Annotated in this window: 9 protein-coding genes; 2 read left to right on the top strand and 7 right to left on the bottom strand. The window is 57.6% G+C overall.

Going from position 1 to position 12,341, the window contains the following annotated elements; genetic code table 11:
- Nucleotides 1-36: 36 nt before the first annotated feature.
- Nucleotides 37-432 (top strand): hypothetical protein, encoded by a 396-nt coding sequence (locus K3G63_RS15590; RefSeq protein WP_220615003.1) that lies wholly within the window; start codon nucleotides 37-39, stop codon nucleotides 430-432.
- An 89-nt stretch (nucleotides 433-521) separates the two neighbouring features.
- On the opposite strand, the gene K3G63_RS15585 is transcribed toward K3G63_RS15590, so the two are convergent.
- Complete coding sequence (locus K3G63_RS15585; RefSeq protein ID WP_220615002.1) at nucleotides 522-2,039, bottom strand: glycine--tRNA ligase; 1,518 nt, start codon at nucleotides 2,037-2,039, stop codon at nucleotides 522-524.
- 376 nt (nucleotides 2,040-2,415) lie between these two features.
- Here K3G63_RS15585 and K3G63_RS15580 point away from each other — a divergent pair, with 376 nt between their 5' ends.
- Nucleotides 2,416-3,819 (top strand): inorganic phosphate transporter, encoded by a 1,404-nt coding sequence (locus K3G63_RS15580; protein WP_220615001.1) that lies wholly within the window; start codon nucleotides 2,416-2,418, stop codon nucleotides 3,817-3,819.
- Nucleotides 3,820-4,011: 192 nt separating this feature from the next.
- On the opposite strand, the gene K3G63_RS15575 is transcribed toward K3G63_RS15580, so the two are convergent.
- The 6 genes from K3G63_RS15575 to K3G63_RS15550 all read right to left on the bottom strand — a co-directional run bounded on the left by K3G63_RS15575 (nucleotide 4,012) and on the right by K3G63_RS15550 (nucleotide 12,280).
- On the bottom strand, nucleotides 4,012-4,494 hold the full coding sequence (locus K3G63_RS15575; protein WP_220615000.1) for a hypothetical protein: 483 nt from the start codon (nucleotides 4,492-4,494) through the stop codon (nucleotides 4,012-4,014).
- A gap of 61 nt (nucleotides 4,495-4,555) precedes the next feature.
- Nucleotides 4,556-5,047: a DUF4385 domain-containing protein gene (locus tag K3G63_RS15570; protein WP_220614999.1), complete on the bottom strand. Its 492-nt coding sequence runs from the start codon at nucleotides 5,045-5,047 to the stop codon at nucleotides 4,556-4,558.
- 1,114 nt (nucleotides 5,048-6,161) lie between these two features.
- Nucleotides 6,162-7,787 (bottom strand): Ig-like domain-containing protein, encoded by a 1,626-nt coding sequence (locus K3G63_RS15565; protein ID WP_220614998.1) that lies wholly within the window; start codon nucleotides 7,785-7,787, stop codon nucleotides 6,162-6,164.
- 196 nt (nucleotides 7,788-7,983) lie between these two features.
- Nucleotides 7,984-8,880 carry a bifunctional 2-polyprenyl-6-hydroxyphenol methylase/3-demethylubiquinol 3-O-methyltransferase UbiG gene (locus K3G63_RS15560; RefSeq protein WP_220614997.1) on the bottom strand — a complete coding sequence of 299 codons (897 nt, stop codon included), beginning with the start codon at nucleotides 8,878-8,880 and terminating at the stop codon, nucleotides 7,984-7,986.
- 544 nt (nucleotides 8,881-9,424) lie between these two features.
- Nucleotides 9,425-11,293, bottom strand: coding sequence for a tRNA uridine-5-carboxymethylaminomethyl(34) synthesis enzyme MnmG (gene mnmG / locus K3G63_RS15555; RefSeq protein ID WP_220614996.1), 1,869 nt, complete (start codon nucleotides 11,291-11,293; stop codon nucleotides 9,425-9,427).
- A gap of 258 nt (nucleotides 11,294-11,551) precedes the next feature.
- The gene (locus K3G63_RS15550) at nucleotides 11,552-12,280 is read right to left on the bottom strand and encodes a GNAT family N-acetyltransferase (RefSeq protein WP_259404458.1); all 729 of its coding nucleotides are present in this window, start codon (nucleotides 12,278-12,280) and stop codon (nucleotides 11,552-11,554) included.
- Nucleotides 12,281-12,341: the final 61 nt, after the last annotated feature.

Here is a 12,341-nt window from a genome sequence, read left to right as displayed (position 1 = left end):
TATTTTACCCCGTATTGCTTGTTGTTTTTCTTTGCAATGACACTGTACAATTCCTCGGATGCGTCTATTACGTACCATCCGGCCTCTGATACCCTACACCTTCACTTCACCGCTACCCGCTCGGGCGTATCGTTCAGGCAGGCTTACCAACAGGCCTTAAAGGTTATGCTGGCGCAGAATGTGGGCAAGTTGCTCCTGGATCTGAAACGCAATATTTCCTTAACCGAGGAAACGGAGCTTCTGCATCCCCTGGCCACCCTGCTACCCCAGCAACTGTCGCGCCCTTTGTTTATAGCCGCTGTCGTGTCGGAGGGCCAATACCGGTACCAGATTGGCAGCTCCCTGGCGTCCTACCTTCCTACTCCGGCTCAGGTGGAGTTTAACTACTTCACGTCGCGTCGCGACGCTACCGCCTGGCTCAACGAGAACTAGGGCCAGCACGCGTTTGCGTTCTACCAACGAGAAAGGCCACCGGAGCAGTCCGGTGGCCTTTCTCGTTGGTAGAACGCAAACGCGTGCTCCTACAGTTTTTCGAAAATGCGCGAGAAGCTCACGGCCTCGCCGATGTAGCTGCGCAGCTCGCTGATGGGCATGCGCGTCTGCTCGCGCGAGTCGCGGTGGCGCACCGTCACGGTATTGTCTTCCAGGGTCTGGTGGTCGACGGCAATGCAGAAGGGCGTGCCGATGAGGTCCTGGCGGGTGTAGCGCGTACCAATGGAATCCTTCTCCTCCACTACCAGCCGGAAGTCGTGGCGCAGGGAGTTGTAGATTTCGTTGGCCTTGTCGGGTAGGCCGTCCTTTTTCACCAGCGGGAAAATGGCGGCTTTGATGGGGGCCACGGCCGGGTGCAGGCGCAGCAGCTTGCGGGTTTTGGTTTGCTGCTTGTCGCCTTCGCCTTCGGTGATGGTTTCTTCTTGGTAGGCCTGGCAGAGCGTGGCCAGGAACAGGCGGTCGGCGCCCACGGAGGTTTCCACTACGTAGGGCACGTAGTTGCCGTAAGGCTTGCCAGTCTCGGGGTTGATGTCGTTATCGAAGTACTGCTGCTTCTTGCGGCTCAGGTTCTGGTGCTGGGTCAGGTCGAAGTCGGAGCGGGAGTGAATGCCCTCGATTTCCTTGAAGCCGAAGGGAAACTCAAACTCAATGTCGACGGCGGCCTTGGCGTAGTGGGCCAGCTTGTCGTGGTCGTGGAAACGGAGCTTGTCGGCGGGCAGGCCCAGGGCCTCGTGCCAGCGCCGGCGCGTTTCCTTCCAGGTGGTGTACCACTCGCCCTCCGTGCCAGGGCGCACGAAGAACTGCATTTCCATCTGCTCGAACTCCCGCATGCGGAAGATGAACTGGCGGGCCACAATCTCGTTGCGGAAGGCTTTCCCGATTTGGGCGATGCCAAACGGCACCTTCTGGCGCGCCGACTTCTGCACGTTCAGGAAGTTCACGAAGATGCCCTGGGCCGTTTCCGGGCGCAGGTAAATCTGGGAGGAGTCGCCAGCCACGGCCCCTACCTGCGTCGAGAACATCAGGTTGAACTGACGTACGTCGGTCCAGTTGCTGGTCTTGCTGACGGGGCAGGTAATCTGCTCGTCGATGATGAGCTGCTTGACGCCGGCCAAGTCCTCGGCCGTGAGCAGGCGGCCCATTTCGGCCAGCAGGGTTTCGGCGCGGGCTAGTTCGCCGTTCTTCTCGTATTCGGCCGCCTTTTCCTCCAGCAGCACGTCGGCGCGGTAGCGCTTCTTGCTGTCGAGGTTGTCAATCATGGGGTCCGAGAAGCCGTCGACGTGGCCGGAGGCTTTCCAAGTGAGCGGGTGCATGAAGATGGCCGCGTCAATGCCCACTACATTTTGGTTGAGCTGGGTCATGGCCCGCCACCAGAGTTGCTTGAGGTTATTCTTGAGCTCCACGCCATTGGGGCCATAGTCGTACACCGCGGCCAGGCCGTCGTAGATTTCCGAAGAGGGGAATACAAAGCCGTATTCCTTGGCGTGCGACACGATATCAGCCAGGGTGCTTTCGGCCGTGGCGGCGGGTTTCTGCTCGTTGCTCATGCTATCAGTAGAAGTGAGAGATGAGAGGTGAGAGGTGAGAAGGGAAGTTCATTGACGCTCGCGGCAGCTCCTTCAGTGGAGCACTCCACGGTATCTCACTTCTCACTTCTCGCCTCTCACTTCTAAATCAGAGGCAAAAGTAGCCAAAGCTTTAGCTTGCACCCTACCCCCGGCGCTATAAATAGGCCCGGGCGGCTGCCAATCAATAATTTACTGTGGTTCAGCTACTGGGCTTAAACCCACTGCTGCTTCTTGCGTTTAGCGCCTCAATGACCCGCGCTGCCGGTTGGTCCGGTAACAATTTCATAATCTTGCGCCCCCTTTGGGCGGTCCTACCTTTGGTTACCGAAACTGAATTCTCACCAATCCCCCCTCTATGTTTGGCTTAGAGCCTCATGTGCTGTTGCTGCTAATTGCCTGTTTGGTGGCAGCCTGCGCGTTTGAATTTGTGAATGGCTTCCACGACACGGCCAACGCCGTAGCGACGGTGATTTACACCAACTCGCTACGCCCGTGGGTAGCCGTGGTATGGTCGGCCTTCTGGAACTTTGTCGGGGTTATTGCCGGCGGCATTGGCGTGGCCATGGGTATTGTGTACCTACTGCCCGTAGAAAGCCTCGTGGACCAGAATGTGTACCACGGCATTGCCATGGTGGGCGCCCTGATTGTGGCGGCCATCATCTGGAACGTAGGGACCTGGTACTACGGCCTGCCCTCGTCGTCGTCGCACGCCCTCATCGGCTCCATCCTGGGCGTGGGCATTGCCTTTTCCCTGCTGAGTCCCAACGCGGCCGCCGTGAACTGGAGCAAAGCCGGCGAAACCGGCCTGGCCCTGCTGGTTAGTCCCCTGTTCGGCTTCTCGCTCACTATCGTGCTGATGTTTTTGCTGCGCCGCTTTGTGCGCAACAAGGCCATTTTCAAGGAGCCTCACAAACGTAAGCCCCCACCCATCTGGATCCGCCTGATCCTGATTGCCACCTGCACCCTGGTGAGCTACTTCCACGGCTCCAACGACGGGCAGAAGGGCGTAGGCCTGATTATGCTCATTCTGATTGGCATCGTGCCCGTGCACTTTGCCCTTAACTCCAAGCTCAACCCCCTGGACATGCGCGACTCGCTGGTGCGCGTGGAGCAGGTAATGGGCAAGCTCAATGCCGCCGAGCTAAGTGAGGCCGACCGTCAGCTGCTGGCCGAGGTGCGCGTGCAAACCAACACGCTCGACCGTATTTTCGAAGGCAAGACCGACGTAAAGCAGCTGCCTGAGCAGGACCGTTTTGAAATTCGAAAAGCCATTCTGCTCCTATACAACCGCGCCAAGAAACTCACGGCAAGTGAGAAGGTACCGCTGAGCTCCATCGACCGTAAAACCTACGAGGACAGCATTGCCCAGATGCGTACCTTCACCGACTATGCTCCCTGGCAAGTGTCCTTGATGGTGGCCTTGTCGCTGGGTATCGGCACCATGATTGGCTGGCAGCGCATCGTGAAAACCATTGGGGAACGGATTGGTAAAGAGCACCTGACCTATGCTCAGGGTGCTTCCTCTGAGCTGGTAGCGGCGGCCATGATTGGCGCTTCCACCGGTTTCGGCCTGCCCTCCTCCACTACCCACGTGCTGTCCTCAGCCATTGCTGGTAGCATGGTAGCCAACCGGGGCATCAAGAACCTCAACCCCCAAATGGTGCGCAACATTGCCCTAGCTTGGGTGCTCACCCTTCCCGTTACCATGGTGCTGGCAGGCGGCTTGTTTCTGCTCTTCCGCACCATTATGCCTTCCTAGGGTTTCTTGGAAGAAGCCAAAAAGCCACCCCGTTGCCGGGGTGGCTTTTTTATTATACCTGCTGGAAGAAGCTACTTAGCTACGGTCGTTGGCGTACGTCCCAATCTGACATGAAGTGTTGAAAACCCCGGACGCTAAGCACGTTATCAACTTATCCACAGGAAAAACAAGCATTTTTGTGGATAACTCAGGCTACGCGGGCCATTGCACCTCTAGGTCGTCGTTGATAAACACGCCGAAGTTGACAAACTGCAGCTCATCTTCATCGAAATACATGTCAATCATCTCCTTCTCGTAGGAGAGGCGCATCTCGCCAGTATCCATTTTTTCGATTTCGCTTTGCTCGTGACCGTGGCGCTTCATCAGCTCCTGAATCTCCTCGGGCGACTTGCCGTGAATGGCCTCGCCATAGAGGCGGATACCGGGGTGGTCAGTTTCGATGCAGCTCAGGCGGTAGTCGTCCTCCCGGTCGAAATAGAGGGAGTACCCTTCCTCCAGGTAGTTCCAGGCCTGGTGTTCAAACTCGTCATCGTCTTCCGACTCTTCAATTTCTTCGGGCTCACCCATCAGAGCGCGCACTTCGTCCATGGAAGCGCCAAACTTGAGGGGGCCCATGCCGATGCCGAGGCTAATTTCATTTTCGTCGGTGCTGAAGGATTGGGCTGGTGTTTGCATAGCCGGTGAATGAAGGATGGAGGGATGATTACAGGGAAGTAAAGGTAGAGGTTCTTCGAGGTCATTTACCGTAACGGGCTTCAAATTCAGTCCGCTGCTGCAGGTAGGCGGGGTGCTGCTTGGCCTCGTCCCACTTGCGTTTGAAAATGGCGGCGGCTTCCGCCTTAACTGGATCTTCGGGGGAACGGGGAAGTTCGGCCCGTCCGTGGGCACCGCTTTGTCCTTTCTTATCGGAAGGTACGGGACCGTCGTACTTCTTGCCGCCCCGGTGGTTGGCGTAGCGGCGGGCCCGGGTGAAGCCCATCTGCAAAAACTTGCGGGCCATATCGGCACCCACAAAGTCATGAGCTTGTAAATACGCCTCAAACAGCGCGTAAATCTGCTCCGACGATTCCCGGGCTGCTTCCGGTGTCCGAAAGCGCCAGAAGGGCAGAATTTCGCCTTTATAGGGCTGCACCAATAACACTCCCTGTTCCCCTTTGCCCACACGGTAAAGTTCGGGGTGCTGGCGAAAGTCTACGGTCCGGAAATCCAGGCTATAGTCGAAAGGCATGGGAGCGAAGAGCAGAGGTGGGCCCATCTATACGGCAACTAACCGGAAGAAGCTGCCTGCCGCGTCGACACCACCTGCTACTTGCCCCACCCTATACCAACGATGGGGTGGATAAACAGCTAGTTATCAACATGCTACTGTGTAGACAGTGGATATCCGGCTCGATTGGGCTTACCAGTCCACCAACCTGTGGAAAAGAATCAACCTGCGGGGTCGCAAACGGAAGCGGCGGCTATAGGGAAGATAGTGTATGACCGCCTCGCAGGGGTGAAGCTGACTCTGAGAGTCCCGCTGGCTTGAGCAGACGCGGGCTTCGGAGGAAACCGGAACCGGCCGAGCTTTTCCACAGGGTTAATAACTTTTAAAATTCTTTTTTAAATAAATTCTCTTTTGTCCTCCGTCGTTAGGGCTGTGCATAAGTGGATAAAAATCAAAGGTTATGCACACTGGGGATAACGTGTGCACAAAACCGGAGTTATGCACCGCGTATCAACAGGGTGTGTGGATAATAAAACACTGTTTTACAAGTAGTTATATACGTTTTTCACAATCCACATAGCTTGTTCACAAATCCACAATTCACATCCACACCCTAGTGTGGATTGTGTGATTTTTGGGGGATAGTTATCCACCCTTATCCACGTGCTGTGGGCAGGGCAAGAGAGCTGCCAGGGCCCGGACACATCCAAAAAAACTTTTCCGCAAGTTCTCCACGAGTTATCCGCAGGTTTCCCCACTATTATCCACAGGTTATGTGAGTTAACGGCCTGAGCGTGGAAAACTTTGTGGATTATGCGGAGGATAACCCCTGAAAAGGCCGCTGGTAGTATCCAGGGCTAGATTTCGACTGTGGATATCTTTACAGAGCCTGTGCTATATAGCCGGAAGTAGGACTCTGTGAAGGTGCCGACTGGAGCAGGCCTGGTCGGCTTAGGCAACCTCAACCGGGCGAGATGCTGAGCTACGCTAGTCTGGGGGAACTCCGTCTCTGCCCTCTGCATCACCATCGGTGAGGAAACTAGTAACACGTGCTCGTTGCCGTAGCTCATACAAAAGCGCCCGACTCCTGGTAGGGAGTCGGGCGCAGTTCTATTCAGGAAAGCGTAGTTAGACGCTAAAAGCGCAGAGTTTCGACGATGTCAAAGTTGGAGCGCACTTCTATTGGCTTCGGAAAAAGGAAAACGGGTTCCGGCGCTAGCCGGAACTGCGGGTCGCCGCTAAGCCAGCGGCCATCTTTGTCCGCATCAATCAGCACCCGTAGGCGGTAGGTACCCGGGGAAAGGTAATCGAACCGGTAGGTACCGCGGGGGCTGTCGAGGGTAGCCTGTACCTGGCCGCTGGCATCAAGCAACTGCACCCAGAAGCGGGTGAAGCTAGTCTGGACCGGACCGCTCAGCGTACCCGTCACGCTCTGCTCCGATACTTGCAGGCGCAGCGGCTTTAGGCCCAGCCGCTGCCCGGTAATGCTGCTGATAACCGTGCTGTCGAGCAGAATGGTCACTGCTTTCTTAGCCGTGGTGTTCAGGTTAAGCGCCAGCGTAGTCCGGTCAGGCAGCAGCGCCCCGTCCTGGGGTAGGCGTAGCGGGCGGCGCTTCAGCGAATCTTCTACCAGCGTACCAATGGGTTTGTTGGAGGCCAGCCGGATAGGCTCCGTGAATACAAACTTCACCTGCCCCTGCCGGTATACGCTCCGCGGGTTGCCCTCCACGGCGTAGGCCGGGCCTTTGCGCGCAGGAGCTGTGCCCTGAAAGCGCACGTTCACGGTGTCGCGGCCGGTGTTGCCGGCGCTGTCAGTGGCCGTGAGCAAGTAACGTCCCTCCGCCAACTCCGGAATGCGGTAAAGCACGGCTGTACGGCCTTTCTCGGCGGCCTGCACAGCCTCGGCCAGCCCCGGCGCGGGAGGTCCCGCGCCCAGGGCCGCTAGGGTTATCCGCTCTACTCCCTCATTATAGGTCACGCGGAAATCGGTAGGGTTGGGCTTTTGAGTGACGATGAGCGGGCGCCGGGTATCGGGTCGGGTAAGGCGGAAGCGCAGACTGTCGAGGCCGGGCCGCACCGTGAGCAGATCGGGTAGGTAGCCGATACGCTCTCCTTCCTCATAACGGTTACTCTGGTTTTTGTCGAGCAGAGCAAACGCCCGGTAGCGGCCTTCCTTCAGGTACCGCAACTCAAACTGACCCTGTTTGTCGGTGCGGGCCAGGTAGTAGGGCTTGCCCCGCCGAACGTTGGCCGTATCGGTTTCGGGATACAGTACCACGGACACATTCTCGACCGCCGCCTCTGTAAGTCCATTGGTTACTACCCCGCGCACCGAGCCCGAATCCAGCTGGGCCCCGGTGCTGAAACTGACAATAGCTTTCTGAGCCGGATTACTCTCGGTGATGTCGCTGATAGAATTGCCGAAGTTGAAGGAGTAAGTGGTGTTTTGCTCGAACGGCTGGTCAAACGTCAGGGTAATGGCCGTGCGGTCTTCCCGGATTTTGTAGGTGTTTTTCTCGTCGAGCAGGGGCGCTACAATCAGGTTTTTCTGCAGGTCTTTCAGCTGCACCTGCTCCGAAAATTCCAGCCGCACGGATTGGCCCTGCACATTGCGGGCTCCATTGGCCGGAGTACTGCGCACAAGCTTGGGCGGTACAGTATCCCGCACCCCACCCTCAGGCGAGCTGATGGCAGCACAGCCACCGAGCCCGGCGGCAGCTACTACAACAAAAAACAAACTAGCTCGGGCAGGTAACGCCATACGGAAAGCAGATCGGGAAAAGAAAGGCGGATAGTCAGCCGCCGCAAATCGAAGGTACAATGCACAACGCTGAAGCGGCCAAAACCTGTCATTCCGAGCCGCGTGCAGAAGTTGAGGCGTCTGCCAGATTCCGCGCCCCACCCGAAACGACAACTAGCTGAGCACTAGCAGGGCAGCCTCTCCCCTACCCCACTGTTTACCGCTTACGGGCTACGTACATCAGGCTGGAGTACTGACCCTCGTGGCTGGCCGCGTAGCGGTTCGACTGGTAGCCGGCCTTGAGAACGGTAAGCATACCGCCGCCCCGCTCGGCGCGGTGTTTTTCACTGAGCATGCTCACGTAGTAGGCATCCAGGGGCATAGGCAGCACCTCGCGCACTTGCAGCTTGTGCTTTTTCAGCAGCTGGGTCATGGTTTTGGGGCTGAAATGATACAAATGGCGAGGTACATCGTAGGCGGCCCAGTCCTGGCGGTAGTGTTGGGCATCGAGGCTGTCTACGTTGGGCACGGCTACTATCACTACTCCGTCGGGCTTCAACAGCCGGATGAGCTGCTGGAGGGTATCGTTCAGCTCATGAACGTGTTCCAACACGTGCCAGAGCGTAATAGCATCGTAAGACTCGGCGGGAAACTGGCTGAGGTTGACTTGCAGATCCAGGTTCTGGCCTACGCGCTGGGCGGCATCCTGGCGGGCCCGCTCATTAGGCTCCCAGCCGGCTACCTGCCAGCCGTCGCTCTTAGCTGCGGCCAGAAAGTGGCCGGTGCCGCAGCCGTAATCAAAGAGGCGACCCTTGCGTGGGGCCAGCTTGTTGACTAGGGCCACCTTGCGGCGCATGGTAAAGAAGCGGGCCACCTTATACGCCTGATTGATCATCCCCCCTGCCCCGCTGTTGTGCGACACGTATTCGTCCGACTCGTAGTAGCGGCCAATGTGGGCGGCATCGGGTCGGGGGTTGGTAAACTGAAACGTGCAGGCCTCGCATTGCTGAATGGCAAAGCTTTCCTTGCTCACCGACTTATCTTCTACTACCAGCTTGTTGCGAAACTCCGTTTTCCCGCAGACCGGGCACTTCTCCAAACGCTCGTAAATCACAGATTTGCGCTGATTAATTTGATTACGCTGATTGCGACAACCAAGCTACTTACAGAATCAATAGCAGGACGAAGATACAAAACCAAAACGGCCGCAGAATCTGAAAAGAATCTGCGGCCGTTTGAGAGCTGTCCGTACTCAGCGGGAAGTTAGTTTGGCATCTAGCTTCTACTGTTCATATACGCCGGGTGGGTCGCCCGCAGAAACGCCACCCCCTATAGTAACCACTACTGGTATACTCATGGCCGCGCACGAGCCCATAGCCAGTACGCTCAGCCCTAGCCAAGCTGCCGTTCGCCCTACCCGCCGACGAAACGCAGTAACCACCCCCGCTACCAGTGCTAATACCCCTATGCTCGCCAGCAACCACCACAATCCGGCGGGCAGCCAATACCAGGAGGCGGTCCGCTGGTAGTCCTTGAAATCAACAAGAAATACCCATGCCAGACGACCCGCGAGGGCAGCGTCTATACCTAATGTCAGGATATAAAGCCAGCCCAGCGGCCAGCGTCGCTGGTATAATGAAATCATTGCTACTACTACCCTACCGGCCCAGGTACACCATCAGCACCGACACGTCGGCCGGTGATACGCCGCTGATGCGGGAGGCCTGCCCTAGTGTTTCGGGCTGAATTTTCAGGAGCTTTTCGCGGGCCTCGTGTGATAAAGCGGGCATGGCTTTATAGTCGAGGCGGCCTCTGATTTGGAAGTTTTCCAGCTCCTGCACGCGGGCTGCCTGCTGGTGCTCCTTTTCCAGATACGACTCGTACTTCACCAGAATCTCGGCCTGCTCCAGCGCCTCGGGGCGGTAGGGTGCTAGCGCCAAGGTCAGGCCGGGCAGTACGCGGGCCAAAGAGGCCAGCTCCACATTGGGGCGGCGCAATAGGTTCACGGCGCGCGTCTTTTCGTGGATGGTAGCCGAGCCGATTTCCTGCAGCCACGGATTGATTTCCTGGGGCTCGATGCCGTGCGTTTTCAGCAGCTCTACTACCTCCTGGGTCTGGCGCTCCTTCTCGCGCACCAGCTCCATCCGCGCCTCCGAAGCCAGCCCCAGGGCATAGCCCAGCGGTGTTAGGCGCAGGTCGGCGTTATCCTGGCGCAGGAGCAGGCGGTGCTCGGCCCGGCTCGTGAACATGCGGTAGGGCTCGTCGGTGCCTTTGTTTACCAGGTCATCGATGAGCACCCCAATGTAGGCTTCGCTGCGCTTCAGGATAAAGGGCTCCTTGCCATGTACCTTGTTGTGGGCGTTGATGCCGGCCATCAGGCCCTGGCAGGCTGCTTCCTCATAGCCCGTGGTGCCATTGATCTGGCCCGCGAAATAGAGGTTGCTGATTTGCTTGGTTTCCAGCGTAAGGTGCAGCTGAGTTGGCGGAAAGAAGTCGTACTCAATGGCGTAGCCCGGCCGGAACATCTTCGCATTTTCGAACCCGACAATTTTGCGCAGGGCGCGGTATTGCACATCTTCGGGTAAGCTGCTGCTAAAGCCGTTCACGTACACCTCTACCGTGCTCCAGCCCTCCGGCTCCACAAAAATCTGGTGGCGGTCCTTGTCGGCGAAGCGGTTGATTTTGTCTTCCACGCTTGGGCAGTAGCGTGGCCCCAGGCCCTTGATGCGGCCCTGGAACATCGGCGACTTCTCGAAGCCTTCCTTCAGGATGGCGTGCACCTCCGGGTTAGTGTAGGTGATGTAGCAGGGGCGCTGCTTGGTTAGCGTGGGCGTATCGAGGTAGGAAAACTTGCTGGGCACCTCGTCGCCGGGCTGCTCCTCCATTTTGGAGTAGTCGAGGCTACGGCCATCCACGCGGGGCGGGGTGCCGGTTTTCATGCGGCCGGCCTCGAAGCCCAGCTCCTTGAGCTGCTCCGTGATGCCGGTGCTACCCTTCTCCGCGGCACGCCCGCCGCCAAAGTTCTTTTCCCCAATATGAATGAGGCCATTGAGGAAGGTACCATTGGTAAGCACTACGGCTTTGCCGCGGAACTCAATGCCAAGCTGGGTTTTGATACCCACTACCGTATCGTTTTCCACCACCAGGCCCGTTACGGCTTCCTGCCAGAAGTCCACATTCAGGGTTTGCTCCAGGGTCAGGCGCCACTCCTCGGCGAAGCGCATCCGGTCACTCTGGGCCCGGGGGCTCCACATGGCGGGGCCTTTCGAGCGGTTCAGCATCCGGAACTGAATCATGGTTTTGTCGGTGATGATGCCCGACTGGCCGCCCAGCGCATCCACCTCGCGCACAATCTGGCCCTTCGCTACCCCGCCCATAGCTGGGTTGCACGACATCTGGGCGATGGTGTTCATGTTCATCGTCACGAGCAGGACCTTGGAGCCCATGTTGGCCGCGGCGGCGGCCGCCTCACAGCCCGCGTGGCCGGCTCCTACTACAATAACGTCGTACTCTTCTTGCTGAAACATGAATCGCGGATTTAAACGAATGGGACGGATAACGCGGCCGGCTGGCTACCCCCTGATGGGTGGAAACACGCCGCATTGCGCTGGCCGTCGGGAGGAAACAGGAACTTCCGGCTGGAAAGTTCGCCGTGGGCTCCAAACAGAAAACGCCCGCGTATGGGCGGGCGCTTCTTCAAGAAATCGACTTCAGAAAGGCGGACGCAACACGCTCAATACGTGCACAAAGATACGCACTCCGTGGCTTGCGTGCGTTACCGCCGCTTATTCCTGGTTATCTAGCTCCAGCTCATCATCCGACCAGTCGGCCAGTAGCTCAGCGGAATGCGCCGCTACGGTATCCCAGGAGAAGGGTAGCCAGCGCCCCGTTGCACTCTCAAATACTTCCGTAGCGGCCAGGCAAGGGAACAGCTTGTAGTCGAACTTGGGGTAGTTATGTACCAGATAGCCGGGGTAGTAATAGGCTTTCTGCTGCTGCCGCGCGTAGTTGATTTTGAGCAGCATCAGGTACTTACCCAGACTATACTTGCGGTAAGCCGGGTGGTAGAAGTTCATGATGCCGGCCACACTTCGGGCGCCGCTGTCGAAAATACCAACCGCAATCAGCTGGCCCTGGTCGCGCACTTCTAGTACAGAGGTAGTGAAGACATTGTGCGTAGCCCCTGCAAGCAGAAAGGCCTCCACCGTTTCGGGCGCATCGAAGGTGATAGAGGTGAGATAGATGGCGTAAAGAGCTTCGTACTCCGGGGCAAGGTGAAAGGGCCGGATGATGGTAGTAAACCGCTCGTTAAGCCGCAGCAGTCGGCGCTGCTCCGGGCCGTAGTGCACCTCCGATAGCACCACCCGCAGCCAGTGCACGGTATAGAGCGCATCATCCAGGGGCAGAAACCGGCAGGTAAATAAGTCTTGGTGCATCCGGTAGTAGCCTTGGCCCAAGTAAAAGTCCAGGGCTTCAGCCCGAATGACAGGGGTAGTAAAAGGAAAAGCAGCCATAAGAAATAACTAGTACAGAGCACGGCAGCAGCTCACACGAATCTATACCTACTACCCACCT

It is taken from the genome of Hymenobacter sp. HSC-4F20, from assembly GCF_019599275.1.
In the GTDB taxonomy this organism is placed as follows: domain Bacteria; phylum Bacteroidota; class Bacteroidia; order Cytophagales; family Hymenobacteraceae; genus Hymenobacter.
The sequence above is the reverse complement of the archived record's forward strand: the minus strand, read 5'-3'. Positions and strand labels throughout refer to the sequence as shown.